Annotated in this window: 15 protein-coding genes and 1 pseudogene; 4 read left to right on the top strand and 12 right to left on the bottom strand. The window is 71.7% G+C overall.

All coding sequences use genetic code 11. The features are described from left to right. Positions 1 to 71: 71 nt before the first annotated feature. The 7 genes from prfA to QSK10_RS03685 form a co-directional block, all read right to left on the bottom strand. A complete protein-coding gene (prfA, locus tag QSK10_RS03655) occupies positions 72 to 1175 on the bottom strand; it encodes a peptide chain release factor 1 (protein ID WP_285661138.1) in 1104 nt (367 codons plus the stop codon). A 94-nt stretch (positions 1176 to 1269) separates the two neighbouring features. After that, a complete protein-coding gene (rpmE, locus tag QSK10_RS03660) occupies positions 1270 to 1503 on the bottom strand; it encodes a 50S ribosomal protein L31 (RefSeq protein WP_285661139.1) in 234 nt (77 codons plus the stop codon). A gap of 122 nt (positions 1504 to 1625) precedes the next feature. Then, on the bottom strand, positions 1626 to 4940 hold the full coding sequence (locus tag QSK10_RS03665; protein ID WP_285661140.1) for a phosphodiester glycosidase family protein: 3315 nt from the start codon (positions 4938 to 4940) through the stop codon (positions 1626 to 1628). 964 nt (positions 4941 to 5904) lie between these two features. Then, the gene (gene rho / locus QSK10_RS03670; RefSeq protein ID WP_285661141.1) at positions 5905 to 7878 is read right to left on the bottom strand and encodes a transcription termination factor Rho; all 1974 of its coding nucleotides are present in this window, start codon (positions 7876 to 7878) and stop codon (positions 5905 to 5907) included. Between the two features lie 432 nt (positions 7879 to 8310). Next, entirely contained in the window at positions 8311 to 9204 is an 894-nt protein-coding gene (thrB, locus tag QSK10_RS03675) for a homoserine kinase (protein WP_285661142.1), read from the bottom strand. Between the two features lie 10 nt (positions 9205 to 9214). Continuing rightward, positions 9215 to 9400 carry a type II toxin-antitoxin system antitoxin gene (locus QSK10_RS03680; protein ID WP_285661143.1) on the bottom strand — a complete coding sequence of 62 codons (186 nt, stop codon included), beginning with the start codon at positions 9398 to 9400 and terminating at the stop codon, positions 9215 to 9217. A 9-nt stretch (positions 9401 to 9409) separates the two neighbouring features. After that, positions 9410 to 10273, bottom strand: a complete 864-nt coding sequence (locus tag QSK10_RS03685; RefSeq protein ID WP_285661144.1) for an SPFH domain-containing protein — start codon at positions 10271 to 10273, stop codon at positions 9410 to 9412. 131 nt (positions 10274 to 10404) lie between these two features. On the opposite strand from QSK10_RS03685, the gene QSK10_RS03690 reads away from it, so the two are divergent. From QSK10_RS03690 to QSK10_RS03700, 3 genes are all read left to right on the top strand, one after another. Next, entirely contained in the window at positions 10405 to 10965 is a 561-nt protein-coding gene (locus QSK10_RS03690) for a winged helix-turn-helix domain-containing protein (RefSeq protein WP_285661145.1), read from the top strand. A gap of 79 nt (positions 10966 to 11044) precedes the next feature. Beyond that, positions 11045 to 11794 (top strand): ABC transporter ATP-binding protein, encoded by a 750-nt coding sequence (locus tag QSK10_RS03695; protein WP_285661146.1) that lies wholly within the window; start codon positions 11045 to 11047, stop codon positions 11792 to 11794. Then, complete coding sequence (locus tag QSK10_RS03700) at positions 11794 to 14256, top strand: FtsX-like permease family protein (protein ID WP_285661147.1); 2463 nt, start codon at positions 11794 to 11796, stop codon at positions 14254 to 14256. Before QSK10_RS03695 ends, QSK10_RS03700 begins: the two co-directional genes overlap by 1 nt. A gap of 60 nt (positions 14257 to 14316) precedes the next feature. Here QSK10_RS03700 and QSK10_RS03705 read toward each other — a convergent pair whose 3' ends face one another. The 5 genes and pseudogenes from QSK10_RS03705 to QSK10_RS03725 form a co-directional block, all read right to left on the bottom strand. Next, positions 14317 to 14877, bottom strand: a complete 561-nt coding sequence (locus tag QSK10_RS03705) for a LamG-like jellyroll fold domain-containing protein (RefSeq protein WP_285661148.1) — start codon at positions 14875 to 14877, stop codon at positions 14317 to 14319. Between the two features lie 27 nt (positions 14878 to 14904). Next, positions 14905 to 15330 (bottom strand): annotated as a pseudogene (locus QSK10_RS03710) (LamG-like jellyroll fold domain-containing protein); the annotation flags it as partial. Positions 15331 to 15357: 27 nt separating this feature from the next. Beyond that, positions 15358 to 15669, bottom strand: a complete 312-nt coding sequence (locus tag QSK10_RS03715; RefSeq protein WP_285661149.1) for a hypothetical protein — start codon at positions 15667 to 15669, stop codon at positions 15358 to 15360. A 139-nt stretch (positions 15670 to 15808) separates the two neighbouring features. Continuing rightward, the gene (locus QSK10_RS03720; protein WP_285661150.1) at positions 15809 to 18298 is read right to left on the bottom strand and encodes a hypothetical protein; all 2490 of its coding nucleotides are present in this window, start codon (positions 18296 to 18298) and stop codon (positions 15809 to 15811) included. A 74-nt stretch (positions 18299 to 18372) separates the two neighbouring features. After that, on the bottom strand, positions 18373 to 18948 hold the full coding sequence (locus QSK10_RS03725) for a TetR/AcrR family transcriptional regulator (protein ID WP_285661151.1): 576 nt from the start codon (positions 18946 to 18948) through the stop codon (positions 18373 to 18375). A 104-nt stretch (positions 18949 to 19052) separates the two neighbouring features. Between QSK10_RS03725 and QSK10_RS03730 the strand changes: the two genes are divergently transcribed. Continuing rightward, positions 19053 to 20000: a DMT family transporter gene (locus QSK10_RS03730; RefSeq protein WP_285661152.1), complete on the top strand. Its 948-nt coding sequence runs from the start codon at positions 19053 to 19055 to the stop codon at positions 19998 to 20000. Positions 20001 to 20008 lie beyond the last annotated feature (8 nt).

Below are 20008 nucleotides of genomic sequence, written 5' to 3' on the forward strand. Positions count from 1 at the left end.
CGGACTTCGATGTCTTAGAAATGGGACGAGGCCCGCCCCGCGAACCGGGACGGGCCTCGACGGCGGGACGGCTAGCCCTTGCGGGACAGCCCCTCCTCGCCTTCCATGCGCGCGTTGCGCTCGGCCGTGGTCAGCGCGTCCAAGACGGCGTCCAGGTCGCCCTGCAGCACGGTGTCCAGGTTGTGCGCGGTGAAGCCGATGCGGTGGTCGGTGATCCGGTTCTGCGGGAAGTTGTAGGTGCGGATGCGCTCGGAGCGGTCCACCGTCCGCACCTGCGACTTGCGCACGTCGCCGGCTTTGGCCGCGGCCTCCTCCTGCTTGAGGGCCAGCAGCCGGGAGCGCAGGACCCGCAGGGCCGACTCCTTGTTCTGCAGCTGCGACTTCTCGTTCTGGGAGGACACCACCAGACCGGTCGGGATGTGGGTGAGCCGCACCGCCGAGTCGGTGGTGTTGACCGACTGGCCGCCGGGTCCCGAGGAGCGGAACACGTCGACGCGGATCTCGTTCATGTCGAGCTGCACGTCCACCTCCTCGGCCTCGGGGACGACGAGCACGCCCGCGGCGGAGGTGTGGATGCGGCCCTGCGACTCGGTCGCGGGCACGCGCTGGACGCGGTGGACGCCGCCCTCGTACTTCAGGCGCGACCACACGCCGTAGCCGCCCTCGGGCATCCCCTTGGTCTTCACCGAGAACGAGATGTCCTTGACGCCGCCCAGGTCGGTCTCCTCCGAGCCGAGGACCTCGATGGCCCAGCCCCGGCGCTCGGCGTAGCGGGTGTACATGCGCAGCAGGTCACCGGCGAACAGCGCGGACTCGTCGCCGCCCTCACCGGCTTTGATCTCCACGATGACGTCGCGCGCGTCGTCGGGGTCGCGCGGCAGCAGCAGCTCGCCCAGCTTGACCTCCAGGGCCGGGATGCGCTCGGCGAGCTCATCGGCCTCGGCGGCGAAGTCGGGGTCGTCGGCGGCGAGTTCGCGGGCGGTCTCCAGGTCGGCGCGGGCCTGGTCGAGCTCGGCGGCGGTGGCCGCGATGGGGCTGAGCTCGGCGTAGCGGCGTCCGACGCGGCGGGCCAGGGCCTGGTCGCCGTGGATGGACGGGTCGGCGAGCTGCTTCTCCAGCTCGGAGTGCTCGGCGAGCATGTCGGCGAGCCGGTTGCCGCCGTGGGACTCACTCATGGTTTCTCCTGGCGAGCGAAAAGTTCGAAGAAGATACGAAAACGGCGCCTGCCGTTCCCCTGGAAAAGGGGTCGGGCGGGCGCCGTGGGAGTCGCTACTGACCGGCCTTCTTGGTGCCGACCGAGAGGTTCGCGTACTTCTTCTGGAAGCGGGCGACGCGGCCGCCGGTGTCGAGGATGCGCTGCTTGCCCGTGTAGAACGGGTGGCACACGGAGCAGGTCTCGGCGTGGATCTTGCCGGACGCCACGGTGCTGCGGGTGGTGAACTCGTTGCCGCAGGAACAGGTCACCACGGTCTCGACGTAGTTCGGGTGGATCTCGGGCTTCATGTCATCCTCGTTTTCTCGGTCGCCGGGTCGCACGCGGCGTGAACCGGTACCGGTAGGTGCAAGTCTGTGCCGCATGGACGGCACGCAACCGGAACAGCCTACCGGCCCGGTTCATTCCCCGGTCAGCGGGTGATCGTGACGGTCGCCTCCCGGGTGACGCCGTTCACGGTGAGCCGCAGGGTGACGGTGCCCGGGCGCAGGGCTTCGAGGCGTCCGGTGGACGGGTCGAAGCGCGCGACGCACCGGTGGCCGCGGTCCACGCCCTCCCATCCCGAAACGCAGAGCCCGCGTGATCCGTCCCACTCCCCCAGGACGGGGTAGGCGACGGGGACGTCGCGCCCGGCCTGTTTGAGGAGGGCGGTCACGGTGGCGTCCCGGCCGGCGCGCAGGCTCGCGGGCGTGGTGAGGACGACGTCGTCGGTCTGCGGGCGGAACGCGGCGGCCAGCCAGCCGGAAGGTTCGCCGTAGGGGTTGGCGCGGCGTTCGCGCTGCTCGTGGGCGCTGACGGGGTTGACGCCGAACTCGGTCCAGCCGATGAAGCCGCCGCCCTCGGCGGGCCCGGCGGGCGCCTTGCCGGAGTTGCCGTTGATGACGTAGGGGACGCCGTCGACGTGGGAGGCGTGGAAGACGCCGACGTGGCCGCCGATGAAGCCGGTGCCCTTGCCGGTGTTCCGGGCGAAGTCGGCGAGCCAGTTCTCCACGGTGGCCGCTTCCTTGCGGTCGCCGAGCTGGCTGCCCTTCTGCGGGGTGGGGTCGCGCGGCGGGACGTGCTCGACGAGGACCACGGAGTTGACCGACTTGTCCTCGGCGGCCCGGTCGAGGGCGTCGCGCAGCATCGCGATCTGGTCGAAGCCGCCGCCGCGGATGTTGAGGCGGGAGGTGTCCAGGGTGATGAACCGCGTCCCCTTGTGGTCGAAGACCCGATGCGGCTCGCCGAAGTTGGCCTTCCACAGGTCGATGGAGCCGCCCATGACCTCGTGGTTGCCGGGGACGTAGTAGTAGGGCAGGTCGGTGCCCAGTTCCTCGCTCAGGACGCGTTTGGCCAGGTCGAGGTCGATCTGGGCGGCCTCGTCGACGAGGTCGCCGTTGATGATGAGGAAGTCGGGTTTGGCGGCCTTGATCTCGCGCAGGGTGCGGCGGGCGGAGGCGACGATGTCGCTGTCGGGGGCGCGGCCGACGAACTGGGCGTCGGACATGACCGCGAAGCGCCACTTCCGGCCGTCCACCGAGGCGGTCAGGATCGGGTCGACGGGGGTGGCCTCGGCGGGGACGTCGATGGCCGGCGGGACCTTGGCGACGATGTCGTCGATGACGATCTCGCTCTTGTAGGCGATCGTCGGGCGGGTCTCGGCGACGTAGAAGCGGCGGATCTTCACCGGGTAGACCACCCCGGCCGGGACGGGCATCTCGATGTAGCGCCAGCCGGTCCAGGTGATCAGGTCGCCGCGCAGGATGGTGGCGGTGCCCTGGGAGTCGACCAGGTGCAGCGAGGGCCACTCGCCGGTGCCGTTTCCGTTGATCCACATGCCGAAGGCCTGCGGCTGCCCGGGGACGTCGATCATCGCGGGCGGCTCGGCGTAGGCGGCGCGGGTGGCGGTGGACTGGGTGAAGTCGTAGCTCATCTTCAGGCCCTGGCCGGTGTGGCCGGGCGCGGCGGCGACCGAGCCGGTGGCCCGCGCGGAGGTGAACTTCCAGGAGGCGGCGTCGTCGAAGGCCGCCGCGCCCTGCTCGGCCAGGCCCACGGTGACCGGGACGACGGTGGTGCGGTCGCCGACGGTGGCGGTGACCAGGGCGGCGCTTCCGGCGGTCTTGCCCTTGACGGTGAAGTTGCCGGAGGGGTCGGCGGTGATGTCGAGCAGCGCGCGGTCGTAGTCGAGTTCGACGTCGGAGGGGTCGATCGGGGCGGAGTAGCCCGCCGCGTCGTAGCCGAGGACGCCGAAGCGTCCCATGCCCTCGACGCCGGACAGGCCCACGCGCTCGACGGTGGCGTCCACGCGGTTCAGCTCGCCCAGGACGTCGATGCCGAGCTCACCGTCGGCGCGCCGGTTGGAGGCGGTGACGGTGGTGCGCCCGGGGTTGCGGGCGTGGAAGACGCCGTCGCGGCCGACCTTGCCGACGCGGCCGTGGTCGGTGCGCCACTGCACTCTCGAAGATCCGGGCGTGCCCGACGCCGGGCCGCGGTTCTCGTCGAAGCCGACCGCGGTCAGCGGCCGCGACAGGCCCGGGAAGACCCGCTCGGGGTGGCCGGGGGCGACGGTGGAGGCACCGGGGGCGTCCTCGGGGGCGGCGCTGGTGCGCACGTCGTAGCCGGACAGGCGTCCCGAACCGTCGGGGACGGTGATCGCCAGGCCATTGGCCACCGGCCGCTCGGAGCCGTCGGAGGGGCCGTTGACCACGCGCAGGTCGTGGGTGCCGGGCTCGCGGGCCAGCATGGTGGAACTGCCTCCCCCGTCGATGTTCAGCGCGTTGTACGCGCCCAGGTCGAGCATCATCTTCGCCATCTGCGGCACCGTGATGCCCGCGGAGTTCGTCTGCTTGCCGTCGACGGTCAGCAGGTACATCGTCGTCCCGTCGGCGGAGAAGCCCACCGCCGAACGCGCGGCGATCGCGTCATCGGCGTTCGGGACGACCGCGCCGTCGGCGACCAGCAGCTGATTGCCGCCGATGGCGGTCTCCAGGCCCTTGTTCTTCGGGGAGTAGGCGACGGTGACCGCGTCACCCGGCTTCAGCGCCGACAGCCGGTCGGCGCCGGACCCGCGTCCGACCAGGACGATCGTGCCCTGCGGGATGTCGCCCTCGCCCGGGGCTCCGATTGTGGCCACCACCCCGTTCTGGATGACCACCTCGACGGCCTTCGACGCGCCGACGACCACGCGGGCGCGCGACATCGGGCCCCAGAGCGGGTTGTAGGCGCCGATCTCACCCTCGTCGACGGTGTTGGTGTTGAGGGAGTCGATGGCTTGCACGCCGTTCGGTGTGGTCAGCGTTCCCTCGAAGCCGACCTGCATGATGCGGCCGACGCCGTCCGGGGTGATCGCGATGGCGTTGTCCCGGCCGTCGTTGGCGGACTTGACCAGCTCGCCGTCGCTGATGCCCACGCCGTTGGACGCGCCCGTGTCGTTCATGTCGAAGAAGTCGCCGTTGATGGCGGCGACGGTGGTGGGGCGGTGTCTGGCCTGCTCGGAGATGGGCTCGACCTTGGCGACGCGGTCCGGGGAGAGGTACTCGACCTCGGCCTTGCTGGAGAGGTCGACGGTGAGGGCGTCGGCGCGGAGCCAGCCTTCGGGTTGCCAGCGGTCTAGGGCTTTGTGGGTTACGCCGGGGGCGAGGAGGGTGGTCTTGGTTGCGGTCTCGATTGGCCTTGGCTCGGCTTGGGTTTCGGCGGCGGTTGCGGATGGTGGGGCGGTGAGGAGGGCGAGGAGCAGGGCGGATGCCACGCCTGCTGTGGTGAGGGCTAGCGGGCGGGGGGACACGATGCCTCCGGGGTGGACGAGGGGGGTCCTTGGGATTTAACCGGAGGGGGGTTGGGGGGTGCAAGGTTTTCTACGGGGCGGGATGGGGAAGTGTAGGAAAACTTCGGTTGATCTTGGGGGCCAGATACCCCACTCCTGCCTCTCCCCCTGCCTCTCCCCCTGCCTCTCCCCCTGCCTCTCCCCCTGCCTCTCCCCCTGCCTCTCCCCCTGCCTCTCCCCCTGCCTCTCCCCCTGCCTCTCCCCCTGCCTCTCCCCCTGCCTCTTTCGGCTTGCGGGCCGTCGGGGGCGTTCTTCACCCCGGGTTTCGCCCGTCTCCCTTCTCGTCTCGCCCGCGCGGATCGACCATCTTCTATTCGCCACATCGGCGCTATTTGACGGTCGCCGTCTGGTCAGGGCTTTCAGCCCTGGGACCCGACCAGGGGTGCGGCCCCTGGACGCCGGACCTCTCTCGGGAGGCTCCACCCGCGTTCGGCCTTTGCGACGGTGAACGAGGAACCCCGGGGTGTCAAGACGGAAGAGCTGTCTTGACACCCCGAGAACCCTCGTTCCAAGAACCCATCCGGCCGACCGAGGGAGGATCCTCTCCTATCCCGAGACAGCCCCCGCGGATCTGGTCACGGGCCCGTGTTGTCGTGCGTCCCCGGCTTGTCTTGGGCCCGGCTCTAAAACAACAAGCTCGGTCTGGTGCCCGGGTTCTGACCCCGTAGCCAGCCAGTCACCTTGCCCGGGTCTAAAACAACGAGCTTGTCTCTCACCCGGGTTTTGACCCCGTTGCCAGCCAGTCACTTTGCCCGGCTTCAAGCCGCGTTCTCCTGCTCCGTGCACGAAACACTAAAAGGCCCGCCCCGGCTTTCGCCGGGACGGGCCTTTCCCTTGCTCTTGCTCTTGCTCTTGCTAAACGCTGTTCACGAGCGCTTTCGCGTCTCGCCTACTCCCCGCCGCCGGGCGTGGTCTTGGCGATCTGCATCAGGAACTCGATGTTCGTCTTCGTCTTCTTCAGGCGGTCGAGCAGCAGCTCCAGTGCCTGCTGGGGCTCCAGGCCCGAGAGGACGCGGCGGAGCTTGTAGACGATCGCGAGCTCTTCGGGGGCGAGCAGGATCTCTTCCTTGCGGGTCGAGGATCCGTGCACGTCCACGGCGGGGAAGACCCGCTTGTCGGCGAGCTTGCGGTCGAGCTTGAGCTCGGCGTTGCCGGTGGCCTTGAACTCCTCGAAGATGACCGTGTCCATCATGGAGCCGGTCTCCACCAGCGCCGTGGCGATGATGGTCAGGGAGCCGCCGTTTTCGATGTTGCGGGCGGCGCCGAGGAAGCGCTTCGGGGGGTACAGGGCGGTGGAGTCGATGCCGCCGGACATGATGCGCCCGGAGGCGGGGGCCGCCAGGTTGTAGGCGCGGCCGAGGCGCGTGACCGAGTCCAGGAGGACGACCACGTCGTAGCCGAGTTCCACGAGGCGCTTGGCGCGCTCGATGGACAGCTCCGCCACGGTGGTGTGGTCGGACGGCGGACGGTCGAAGGTCGAGGCGATGACCTCGCCCTTCACCGAGCGCTGCATGTCGGTGACCTCTTCGGGACGCTCGTCCACGAGCACGACCATCAGGTGGCACTCGGGGTTGTTCGTCGTGATCGCGTTGGCCACGGCCTGCATGACGCTGGTCTTACCGGCCTTCGGCGGGGCCACGATCAGGGCGCGCTGGCCCTTGCCGATCGGGACCACGAGGTCGATGACGCGGGTGGTGAGGATGTGCGGCTCGGTCTCCAGGCGCAGGCGCTCCTGCGGATAGAGCGGCGTGAGCTTGTAGAACTCGGGGCGGCGCTTGGCCTCCTCCGGGTCCATCCCGTTGATCGTGTCGAGCCGGACCAGCGGGTTGTACTTGTCGCGGCGGTTGCCGCTGCTCTGCTGCTGCTCGCCCTCGCGGGGGGCGCGGACGGCGCCGGTGACGGCGTCGCCGCGGCGCAGACCGTACTTGCGGACCTGCGACATCGACACGTAGACGTCGTTCGGGCCGGCGAGGTAGCCGGTGGTCCGGATGAAGCCGTAGTTGTCGAGGATGTCGAGGATGCCGCCGACGGGCACGAGGACGTCGTCCTCGCGGATCTGCGGGTCCTGGTTGCCGCCGCCGCGCTGGCCGGAGCTCTGGCCCCGGTCGCCGCGGTCGCGGTCGCGGCCGTCGCGGCCGTCGCGTCCGCCCTGCTGCTGCGGCTGGTCGCCGCGCTCACGGCGCCGGTCGCGGTCGCGCTGACGGCGGTTGCGGCGACGGCCGCCATCTTCGTCGTCATCGCGGACGGACTGGTCGCCGCCCTGCTGCTGCGGGCGGTTCTCCGAACGGTTCACGGGCTTCTTGTCCCCCTCGCCGGTCTGCGCGCCCTGCTGGCGGTCGCGCTGACGGTCCCCGCGGTCGCGGGAACGACGCTCGCGGCGCTCGCCGTCGCCGGAGTCTCCGGCGGGCTGCTCGGCCACGGCGACGGACGAGCCCTCGGCCGCGGGCGCCGACTCGGTGACCGTCTCGGTGATCGCGCCGCGAGGCTGCGGCGGACCGGCCGGGCGGGTCGCGCGACGCGCTTCGCGACGCTGCTCGGCCTGCGCCGGAGTCTCGGCCGCCACACGGGTCTCCGCCACGGGAGCCGCCTCGACTACTGCCGGAGCAGCCTGCGCGCGGTCCTCGGCGGGAGCGGCCTCGGAGGGCGCGCCGTTCCCCTGGGCGCCCTGGATGGCGACGATGAGCTCGCTCTTGCGCATCCGGCCGATGCCGGTGATGCCGAGAGAGCTGGCCAGTCGCTGCAGCTCGGGCATGAGCATGGATGCGAGGCCGGTACCGGTCCGCTTACGCCGGGCGTTGCCGGTCACGGACGGGGTGGCGGCGTCGTCGGTGACGTCCGGCGAAACGTCGGTGGTGTCGCTCAATTGATTCCTTCCCATTGCAGGCCGGTATTCGTACCGGCCTCGGGCTACGCATCACGTCTGCGTAGTGCTGTGCTTGGGCATGACGCCCGATTTTTTGGGGTGCGGAGCCAGTCGCATGTGTCGACGGTCACCATTGAAGAGATGTCGTCCCTGCGCGGGAGATCCTCCCCAGACATGACCTTGGCAGGTGGCAGGGAATCAGTGAGGAAGAAAATCACCCTCGGAGAGACCAGGCACGAGCCGGGACACCGCGAATGCCGCTTTAGGAGCCGTACCCATCGCATCGGGCGTACTCATCGCTTGGTCCGCGCAGGCGCGAACCGGGTTGGACGGTAGTTCCATGCTAGGGCACTGCGGCTGTGCTGTTCACAAGGATAATCAACTACGTCCCCATGGACAACACCCGGGGCACGGCGTGTTCTTCCCGCCGTGTCACACGGTGCTGGCACGGTTGGTCGTGGGAGTCTTCGCTCCGTCGGCCACCGCCAGCCTATACGCGCGGAATCCATCGACGTCCATCGGTGCGTCACCGAAGGCGAGAACACTCGGACCCGCGCCGCTCACCGCCGCCGGGACGCCCTTGCCGCGCAGATCGGCGACCAGTTGCGCGCTCGCCTGCATCGCCGGCGCCCGGTACTGCTGGTGCAGCCGGTCGTCGGTGGCGGCCAGCAGCAGCTCCGGTGCCGCGGTGATGGCGTGGACGAGCAGCGCCGAGCGCCCGGCGTTGAACGCGGCGTCCACGTGCGGGACGCGCCCGGGCAGCGCCGCGCGCGCGTGCGCGGTGAACCCGTGGTCGTCGGGAACGTAGACGACCGGCCGGACGCGCGGGTCGGGCTCCAGCCGCACCGCGCGCGAGCCGTCCGCCTCGGTCCAGGCGATGGTGAACCCGCCCAGCAGGCACGGCGCCACGTTGTCCGGGTGGCCCTCGATCTCGGCGGCCAGCCGGACCCGCTCGGCGAGCGGGAACTCCACCCCCGGCGTCAGCGCGGCCGCGAGGGTCACCCCGGCGACGATGGCCGCCGAGGAGGACCCGAGGCCGCGCGCCTGCGGGATGGCGTTGCGGCAGTACAGGCGCAGCCCGTCCGGCCGGGCGCCCAGGACGTCGAAGGCGCGCATCGCGGCCTGCGCGACGAGGTGCCGCTCGTCGCCGGGCAGGACACCCTCGCCCTCACCGGTGACCTCGACGTGGACGCCGCCGCCGGTGATCTCGGCGGTGACCTCGTCGCTCAGGCCGAGGGCGAGCCCGAGGGCGTCGAAACCGGGGCCGAGGTTGGCGCTGGTGGCGGGCACGGTCACGGTCACCGGACCGGTGGCGAATCGGTTCACGCGCGTGACGTTACCCGTCGTCTCCTTCGGACGGCGGGATCGACCCGCGAGGCTCCCGGCCCGCCTGCTTCAGGGCCAGCCGCAGCGCGTACTCGATCTGGGCGTTGACGCTCCGCAGCTCGTCGGCGGCCCATTTCGCGATGGCGTCATGGACCGCCGGATCGAGCCGGAGCAGCACGTTCTTGCGCGGCGGCACGGGCGGTCCCTAGTAGAGCGATCCGGAGTTGACGACCGGCTGGGTCGCCTGCTCTGAGCAGAGCACGACGAGCAGATTGGACACCATCGCCGCCCGGCGCTCGTCGTCGAGTTCCACGATGCCCTCCTCGCGGATGCGGTCGAGGGCCATCTGCACCATGCCGACGGCGCCCTCCACGATGCGGGAGCGCGCGGCGACCACGGCGGTGGCCTGCTGGCGGCGCAGCATCGCCTGGGCGATCTCGGGCGCGTAGGCCAGGTGGGTGATCCTCGTCTCCAGGATCTCGACCCCGGCCAGTTCGACGCGCTCGCGCAGCTCGACGGTCAGCTCCTCGGCGACCGCGGCGCCGTCGCGCAGGCTCATCCGCTCCGACTCGTGGGCGTCGTAGGGGTAGCAGGTGGCCATGTGCCGCACGGCCGCCTCGGCCTGGATGGTCACGTAGGCCTGGTAGTGGTTGATGGCGAAGGTGGCCTTGGCGGCGTCCACGACCTTCCACACGATGACCGCGCCGATCTCGACGGGATTGCCGTCGGCGTCGTTCACCTTGGCCGGTTCGGTCTCGAAGTTGCGGACCCGCTTGGACACCCGGGTCTTGGTGGTGAAGGGCGTGACCATGTACGCCCCGGCCTCATTCACGGTGCCGACGTAGCGCCCGAAGAACTGGAGCACCACCGCCTCGTTCGGGCTGACCGCGACCAGGCTGGACACCACCACGGCGGTGATCAGGGCGACCGCCGCGATCACCACGACGATGACGCCTTCGGACTTGTCGCCGCCGATGAGGCCGGCGACGACGACCGCCGCGACCGCCCAGACCACGAGCAGGCCGCCGACGACGGGAAACGCGGGGGCGCGGAACGCGGAACGCTCCATGGGTGACCTCCGAGGGGCTAGCGAAGTGATATCACCACGATAGCCAGCGACCGGAGAGGCGGCAATACGTCACGCAAAGTAGTGCACAGATCCCCTTGCACAATCCCCTGTGCACAATTACCTTTGCACTCATGGCGGAAGAAGACCCTCGGGAAATCACCGAGCTGGAGCTGCTGCGATCGCTCGCGCAGCCCCGGCGGCAGCAGATCGTCCAGCACCTCACCGCGCACGGCCCGGCCACCTCCGCCGGCCTGGCCCGGGCCCTCGGCCTGAACACCGGCGCGACCTCCTACCACCTGCGCGAACTGGCCCGGCAGGGCTTCATCGAGGAGGTGCCGGAGAAGGCGCACGGACGCGAGCGCTGGTGGCGGGTGGTCCGCCGCGACGTCCGCTTCCCCCGCCGCGCCGACCAGGACGCCCCCACACGCCTGGCCCTCGACGAGATCAGCCGCCAGTCGCTGGCCGCCGACCTGGACGCCTACACCCGCGCGCTCGCCGAGACGCAGGGCGGCGCGTGGGCCGACCTGCCGTACTCGCGGTCCACGATCACGGTGGACCACGACCGGCTGCGCGAGTTCTTCGAGGAGTACATCGCGCTGGTCAACCGCTTCCGCGAGGCCGGTGGCGACGGCGCCCGGCGGGTCCAGCTGCGGTTCCTGGCCTTCCCCGCCGACCCCGTGAAACCCGGCTGAAACCGCGCCCGGTTAGTCTTCGCGCCGCCCAAGATCTACTTCGCACCGTCCCCTTTTTCAAAGAACAGGTTCAACCCCCATGAGCACCACAGTCGCGGCTCCCCCTGCCGTCCGTCTCGAATCCGTCACCAAGACCTACGGCAAGGGCGCCAACGCCGTCCGCGCCCTGCGTTCGGTCTCGGTGGACATCCCGCGCGGCAGCTTCACCGCCGTCATGGGCCCCTCCGGCTCCGGCAAGAGCACCTTCCTGCACTGCGCGGCCGGGCTGGACCACCCCACGTCCGGTTCGGTCCGCCTCGGCGACACCGAGCTGGCCGGGATGAGCGAGACCGCGCTGACCAAGCTGCGCCGCACCCGCGTCGGCTTCGTGTTCCAGTCCTTCAACCTGGTCCCCGCCCTCACCGTCACCGAGAACGTGACCCTCCCGTTCCGCCTGGCCGGGCAGAAGGCCGACAAGGAGTGGACGGCCGAGGTCCTGCGCCGCGTGGGCCTGGAGCAGCGCGCCGGGCACCGCCCCTCGGAGCTGTCCGGCGGCCAGCAGCAGCGCGTGGCCGTAGCCCGCGCCCTGGTCACCCGGCCCGAGGTCGTCTTCGGCGACGAGCCGACCGGCGCGCTGGACACCGTCACCGCCAAGGAGATCCTGAACCTCCTGCGCGCCACCGTCGACGCCATGGGCCAGACCGTCGTCATGGTCACCCACGACCCGGTCGCGGCCTCCTACGCCGACACCGTGCTGTTCCTGGCCGACGGCGACATCGTCGAGGCCATGTCCTCGCCGACCGCCGACAAGGTCGCCGAGCGCATGACGCACCTGGGGGCCTGGTCCTAATGCTCGGTCTCGCCCTGCGCACCCTGAGGTCCCGCCTGTCGGGCTTCGTCGGCGCCTTCGTCGCCCTGCTCTGCGCCGCCGCCATGGTCACCGCCTGCGGCATCCTCCTCGACACCGGACTGCGCGGCACCGTCCCGCCGCAGCGCTACGCCGGAACCCCGATCATCGTCGCCGGCGACCAGGAGGTCCACTGGACCACCAGCAAGGACAAGGGCGACGGCGAGGTGAAGGAGAAGACCAAGTCCAAGCCCCTCACCGAGCGCGCCTGGATCCCCGCCGACCTCGCCGCGAAGGTCGCCGCCGTGCCCGGCGTGGCCGCCGTCCGCACCGAGGTCACGTTCCCCGCCACCGTCATCGGCGCCCCCGGCGACGGCGAGTCGTGGGGACACGGCTTCGAGTCGGCCCCGCTGACCCCCTACGCCCTGGCCACCGGTGCCGAGCCGAAGACCGGCGAGGTCGTCCTGGACGCCCACTCGGGCGCGAAGACCGGTGACACCGTGCGCGTCCTGACCGCCGACGGCGTCGGCGAGTACAAGGTCAGCGGCATCACCGCCACCGCCCTCGACGGGCAGTCCAGCGTCTTCTTCTCCACCGACGAGGCCGCCCGCCTGGCCCGCGCCGGGCAGCTCACCGCCATCGGCGTCGTCCCCGCCCCGGGCACCGACACCGGCGCGCTCGCCGACGCCGTCCGCGCCGCCCTCACCGGCACGCCCGGCAAGGTCTACACCGGCGACGACCGCGGCCGCCTGGAGTTCGTCGACGCCGACGCCGCCCGCGTCAAGCTCATCTCCATGGGCGGCGCGATCGGCGGCAGCGCCCTCCTCGTGGCGATCCTGGTGGTCGTGGGCACCTTCGCCCTGTCGATGCAGCAGCGGCACCGCGAGATCGCCCTCCTGCGCGCCATCGGCGCCACGCCCCGCCAGATGCGCAGCCTCATCGGCCGCGAGGCCCTCCTCGTCGGCGCCACCGCCGCCCCGCTGGGCGCGCTGGCCGGTATCGGGCTGGGCGTGTGGCTGGGCTCGCGGTTCCGCGACCTGGGCGTCCTGCCCGAGGCCCTCGACCTGGTGATCAGCCCCTTCCCGCCGATCGTGGCGGCCCTGGCGACGCTGCTCGCGGCGTTCGTGGCGGCGCGGGTGTCGGCGCGCGGCGTGATCCGCGTCCGGCCCACCGAGGCCCTGTCGGAGTCGGGCTCGGCCGCGCCCCGCGTGGGCGTCGCCCGGATCCTGGCCGGGCTCCTGGCCGTCGCCGGTGGCGTCGTCCTGCTGATCGTGCTGAGCGGCCTGCGCACCGAACCCGCCGCCGGTCCGGTGACCTTCTTGACCGCGATCGTGTGGGTGGTCGCCCTCTCCCTGCTCGGCCCGCTCCTGGCCCGCGCGGTGGCGTTCCTGCTCACCCCGGTCCTGTCGGTGCTCCTGCGCGCCGGTGGCTACCTGGCCGCCAAGACCGCCCGCGCCCAGGCGCGGCGGATGGCCTCGGTCATCACCCCCCTCGGTCTCCTCGTGGGCATGACCGCGACGATCCTGTTCGTGCCCACCACCATGGGCGACGCCGCCGCCGACGACCTGCGCGCCGGGACCCTGGCGTCCTACACCGTCGCCGGGCACGTCCCGTCCTCCACGGCCGAGGCGATCCGCGCGGTCCCCGGCGTCACCGCCGCGACCGAGTCGCTGACCACCACCGTCCGCGTCGGCCAGGACAAGTACCGCGCCCAGGGCCTGTCGGCGCAGAACCTCACCCTGACCGTCGACCCCGGCGTCGTGGACGGCTCCTTCTCGCTCGACGGCGACCACGCGGCGATCAGCTCGCTGGCCGCCGACCAGCGCGGCCTGTCCGTCGGCGACAAGTTCACCGTCACCATGGGCGACGGCGTCCACGTCGAACTCACCGTGTCGGCGATCTACTCCCGCCACCTCGGCTTCGGCGACCTGCTCCTGCCCTACCCCGTCGTCGCCGCCCACGTCGACACCCCGCTGGCGAGCACCGTCCTGGTGTCCGGCACCGCCGACGCCGCCGCCCTGCGCGCCGCGGCCGGTCCCGGTCTCGCCGTCCTGAACGGCGCCGAAACCGCCGACGCCCGCGACGCCGCGGCCTCGGCCAACGCCGAGGTGCAGCTCATCGCGATGGGCCTGATCATCGCCTTCGCCGCCATCGCCGCGGTGAACACCCTGGCGATGGCCACCGCCGACCGCGCCCGCGAACTGGCCCTGCTCCGCCTGATCGGCACCACCCGCCGCCAGGTCCTGCTGATGCTGCGCACCGAGACCGCCGTCGCGGTGGTCCTGGCCGCGATCGTCGGCACCGGCATCGCCCTGGCGACGCTGACGGCGTTCGCGTCGGGGATGACGGGGGCCGCGCGACCCGGCTTCGAGCTGGGGACGTACGCGGTGATCGTGGGTGGCGCGGCGGCGCTGGCGTGGATCGCGACGGTGCTGCCGGGGAGGGTGGCGCTGCGGAGGCAGTAGTGGGGTGAGGAGGAGGGGCGGCTGGGGTGGGCCGTCCCTCCTTTTCGTTCGCCGGGCGGGTCAGCGGTCGAGCGCGGCGATCTGGGCGTCGGTGAGCCGGCCGGTCAGCGCCCGCGCGGACAGGATGTACCCGTCGAAGGCGTCACCGGAATGCGCACGTCCGAGGGCGAAGGATCCGGTGGCGTTCCACAGCGCGACCGGCACTGCGACGGTCGCGACCTTGGCGCCGTCCAGGTACAGGCTCGCGGTGTCGGTGTCGGTGGCCGCGTCGTAGCTCGCGGCGAGCACTTCGAAGCCGGTGGTGGAGTCGGCCGCACATGCCGAGACCTCTCCCGCTCCGGGCGCGTCGGTGAGCGCCACGGTCACACACCATGAGGCGGCGTCGGCGTCATTGTGAACGCGCAGGGCGCTCTGTGCGGTGCCGTCGGCGGAGAGGACGGTCCCGGAGGCGAGGTTCTCCCGCCACAGGACCGCGGAGAGGGTGAAGGATCCGTCGGTGCGCAGGACCGGGCCGGTGGTCGCGGCCGAGCCGCGCAGGCTGTTGGTGCCGATCGTCGTCATGTCCAGGTACGCGTCCGGGGCGAGCTTCAGGTCATGGCCGTAGGGCGCACGGTCGGTCATCGTGTCGCCCCAGTCGGACTGGGCGTTTCAGCCACCACCGGGGGTGTAGCGGATGATGGGCTGCCCGCCGAACAGGCCGTCGCGCAGTTCGCGGCGGTCGACGGCCCGATCCCAGACCTTGGCGCCGGCGAGAGAGCCGGTGAGGTTCCGGCAGGCCTCCGCGTGGCAGAGCGCGTGGCCGAGCGCGAAGGGCCCGGTGGCGTTCCACGTGGGCGCGGGGATCTCGCGCGAGGCGGCGAGTACACCGTCCACGTAGATGACCAGGCGGGAGCCGTCGTGGCCTCCGGCGCGGTGGGTCCACTCGGTGGTGGCGGGGGTGGCGGCGCAGGTGTGCAGGCTGTCGGCGCCCGCCTCGTCGGCGAGCCGGACGGCGACGCACCACGTGCCGAGCTTGGCCACGTACTCGATGCGGAAGGCAGAGACACGCGTCCCGTCCTGGGACGCCACGGTGCCGTTGGCGCCGAGGCCGTCGAGTTTCGCCTAGGTCGCGACGGTGTAGGCGTGGTCGGTGCGGACGACCGGGGTGGTCGTGCTCAGGGCACCGGCACCGTGCAGCGCGGTGGTCTTCGCACCGATGACGCGGGAGCCGGCGTCGAGGGTGGCGTCGCCGGAGGGGACGAGGTCGAAGCCCACCGTGCGGCCGTCGTCCGCGTAGGGCTGAGGCTGCCACGGGCCCTGTTCGAGCGGTCGGCTCGCGACTCGCGGGGAGGGCGTGGCGACCACGAAGGAATGGCTCTTCTCCCGGCTGGTGTCGCCGGTGGCGTCCACGGCCACCACCCACAGGATGTTCATGCCCCCTCCGGCGGGACGAACGTCACCGAGGCGACTCCGCCCGCCGTGATGGGGCACGGGGCGCCTTTCGGTCATGTTCGTGAGCACGGGCGGGATCAGGTTGGTGGATGGGAATCCGGAACGCAAGGTGATCGGCGCGTCATTCGCCGGAGTCCCCGGCCGGGACGAGCGCCAGCACCCGCCGCGCGGCCGTCCGCGCGTCGGCGTGGGGTGATTCGGACAGGGCGGCGGCGAGCGCGCGGATCTCGGCGTCCGCCCGGCGGTCCTCCCCGGTGGCGATGATCAGCTTGAAGGCACGCCGGTCCACGGGCACGGTCACGGTCAGGTCGCCGCTCGCGGCGATGCCGGGGTCGTGCAGGCTCGTGATCTTCACTCCCGTGGGTCCGGCGAGGTACATCCAATGGCCGCTGATCCAGGCGTTCGAGCAGTCACGGCTCAAACGCCGGGCGCGGGCGATCCTGAATGGAGCGCCGAGCGCGGCGATGGCGATCGGGCCCGCCATCGCTCCGGCGAGCGGGGGAACGACGAACAGGGCGATCAGGCCGATCACCGTGAACAGGATCGCGAAGGAGAATTCGCGCGGGAGCTGCTCGGTGATCGTCTTCGGGAAGTCCTCGCCGTGGAGTGTGGTCAGCGGCGTCGCGTCGCCCGGGACGCCTTCGGGGCGCGGCCGGTCCGGGGCGGGGAGCGGCGCGGGACGGGGCGGGAGCGCGGGTGGGTCCTCGGGGGCGCGGCCGGGGTCCTCGCCTCTTCCGGCCGGAAGCAGATCGGCCGCTTCTCGGTCGCTCGGGTAGGGCGACGAGGCGAGCGTGGAGCGCAGGATGTCCAGGTCGGCGATGGTGCGGACCTCACCGCGACCGGTGAGCGGAAGGGCGTGCTCGGTGCCGGTCTCGATGAGGCTCCCGACCCGAATGTCCACGACGCCGTGCCGGAGCGGGATCACTCGAACCGTCCGGCCCTTGCGGAGCACGAGGTCTCCGGCGGTGCCCCAGGCGGCGATGTCGAGCTTCTTGCGCCTGGTGCCGATGGGGATGGTCGCGCCGAGCAGCCAGGCCAGGGTCCCGATGCCCACCGGTGCGACGAGCCAGGGCAGCGACGGGGTGTAGAAGGGCGCGGCGAGCAGTGGGGGGAGCCCGAGGACCGCCCACAGCGTGAGCCGGAAGTTGCGGCGGCGGGTCAGCTCGCGGTGCTCTTCGGCGGCGGCCGGGCCGTACGGGAAGCCGTCGAGCGCGACGGCGTCACCGGTGACCTCGCGGGCGGCCGGAGGCGGTGCGGGCGGGGCCGCGACGGGCGTGCTCTCGTCCACCACGGCCGGCGAGTACGCGCCCGCCGCCCACCGGAACGCGGTCCTCGCCGTCACCGCGTAGAAGAACGCCAGGAACGGGACGAGCCCGGTGTCCGAACGCGTGAACAGCGCGATGACCGACACGAGCAGGATCATCGCCGCGATGCCGAAGGCGAGGCCGAATACGCCACGGCGGACGTCCGGCCGGCGTTCGACGTGGACGGACGGGCCGGGTACCGCCGACGCCCTGGTGTGGCCGATGCGCAGGATGCGGGCGGCCACGTTCCGGCCGCCCTCGTGCGGTGACCCCTGGAGCGCTGCGGCGAGCACTGGAAGGTGCTGGGTCATCCGCCACCCGAAGGGGAAGGGCATCCGCGAGGCACGTCCGGGGACGCGGACGACCATCGCGAGCTCCTTGTCCGGGGCGAACGGGCCGGGTCCGACGTCGGGGTGGTGGAGTTCGGCCACGTCGACGCCACGGCGGCGCTGGAGGTACAGGCGCGAGCCGTGCAGCCACATCCGGCGGTGGCCGGCGCGGACGGCCTGCCAGCGCCCGATCAGGTAGTCCAGGAGGAGTGGGAGCCCGAGCAGGACGAGTCCGACCGCCAGGATCTTGCCGCCGGTCCATTCGCGTGCGGACGCGTACTGGATCGCGACCATTAGGAACGTGAAGAGCGCGCCCGCGCCCAGTAGCGGCCCAAGTCCCACGGCGGGGGCGGCGCCGAGGTCGATGGCGTCCTCGGGGATCGATGCGGCGCGTTCCGGGAGCCGGGTGGGGTCGGGTTTCGGCCAGGCGAGGGCGAGTAGCACCAGCGCGGCGATGATCGCCGCGCCGCTGAGCACCCCGAGGCCGGTGCGGGCCAGTTGCGGGGAGTAGTCGCCCGCTCTGGCCCGCCCACGGTCGGCGTCGTATTCGAGCAGCCGCTCGTGCCCGATGTCCCATGGCGTCACCGCTCCGGTGACCTCGAATGTCTCGAAGAGGTCGGCGACCTCGCAGGTCCACACCGGTCGCCATGTCTCGGCGGGTTGGCAGGACAGCACGCGGACGTAGCCGGATCGCGGGAGGTCGACGCGGGTGGCGGAATCCTCCAGAACCGCTGTGGCCCCCACCCCCGCAACCCCGAGCACCCCCAGCACCCCCGCCGCCACCCACGTCCACCCCGTCCTCCAACTCCCCCGCCGCCCCAGCGCGAGTACCGCGCCCAGCCCGGCGATCGCACACGCCGCGGTGGCCGTGCCGATCCAGCCGAGGGGGTGCACGGCGTGGACGGCGAGCACCGCCAGTAGTGGCGCGAGGCCGAGGGCCGTCCAGAGGGCGAGCGGCAGCGCGGGTGGGCGTTTCAATGGGCACCTCTGGGCGGGCGGGGCGGTGTGAGCGGGCTTTCCGATGATCGCTCACGTCCGCCCGGGAGGCGAGATCACCGCCCGCCGAGGACGCGGTGGGCGAGCCAGCCGAGGCTGAGGCTGATGTCGGCCAGGGAGAGCCCGCGGTCGTCGCGCTGGTGGCGGAAGACCTCGGGGGCGAGGGGCGCGAGGAGGGTGTCGATGAGGGCGTCGGCTTCGGGGACGCCGCCGGCGAGCAGGAGTGAGCGGACGTGGAGGCGCCAGAAGCCGTAGGCGCCGGTGCGCATGCGGGCGTCGCCGACCTCGGCGCCGAGGACGAGGGCGAGGTGGCGGTCGAGTAGTTCGACCATGGCGCCGTAGAAGGCGGCGAGGCGCTCGGCGGGTGGGGCGCCGGGGCCGAGGGGTGGGGGGCCGGACATGAGCTGCTCCTGGAGGAGCCGTTCGTGTTCGTCGAGGAGGGCGACGGCGATGGAGCCGACGTCCGGGTAGCGGCGGTAGAGGGTGGCGCGGCCTACGCCGGCCTCCTTGGCGATGCGGTCCATGGTGACCGATCGCGGGTCCTCGGTGGAGAAGAGCCGCTCGGCGGCGGCCAGGACGCGCGCGCGGTTGCGTGCGGCGTCGGCTCGTTCGTGTCCGGCGGCAGTGGTCATGCACCCGATCTTAAGCATCCCGATCCGTAAGTGGTCACCGTGTCCAGTTACTTGTATGCTAGCCGGACACACTGTCCACTTACTCATCCACCCAGGCGGAAGACATGGATTACACGCTTCTGGCGGCCGCGCTGCTCATCGGCTGCCTGCTCGCCGTACAGGCGTCGGTGAACATGCAACTGAACGTCGCCGTCGGCACGCCCTACGGCGCCTCGACGGTGCAGCTGAGCGTGGCCACCGGTCTCCTGGTCATCGTCGGCGTCATCGCCGGCGTTTTCGGGGTCTACGACCGGCTGGCGGACGTGCCCGCGTGGCACCTCCTAGGCGGCCTGGCCAGCCCGCTCTACATCACCAGCGGCATCCTGCTGTTCCCGCGCATCGGAGCGCTGGCGGCGGTGGGGCTGTTCGTGACCGGGCAGATGTTCGCCTCGCTCGCGCTGGACCTCTTCGGCCTGCTCGGCGTGGTCCGGCAGCCGGTCAGCATCGGCATCGTCATCGGCGCCGTCGCGGTCCTGGTCGGCATCACCATCGTGCTGCGCGGCGCCAAACAAGCCCAGGGCGCCGGCGGACCCGGGACGGCCCAGGTCTCGGCCGCCGGGCGCGTCGGCTGGATCGTGCTCGGCCTGGTCGCCGGCGCCGTCCTGCCCATCCAGGGCGCGGTCAACGGGCGCCTGCGCGCCGACCTCAAGGAACCCCTCGCCGTCGGCCTTTTCAGCTTCATCGTGGCGACCCTGACGATCCTCATCGTCCTGCTGGTCCTCATGGCCACCAAGAAGACCCCCGCGCCCAAGCTGAACGCGCTCGGCAAGGTCCCCTGGTGGGGCTGGCTCGGCGGCGCGTGCGCGGCCGTCTACGTCATCGCCACCTTCATGCTCATCCCCCGCATCGGCGCGGCCACCACCATCGCGCTGACCGTCACCGGACAGCAGCTCGCCTCGGCGCTCATCGACCACTTCGGCCTCTTCCGGCTCCCCAAGCGGCCCCTGAACGCCGCGCGACTGACGGGCCTCGGCCTGCTCATCGCCGGTTCCCTGGCCATCCAGCTGCTCTAGAAGGAGGG

The organism is Actinorhabdospora filicis, from assembly GCF_030269765.1.
GTDB lineage: Bacteria > Actinomycetota > Actinomycetes > Mycobacteriales > Micromonosporaceae > Actinorhabdospora > Actinorhabdospora filicis.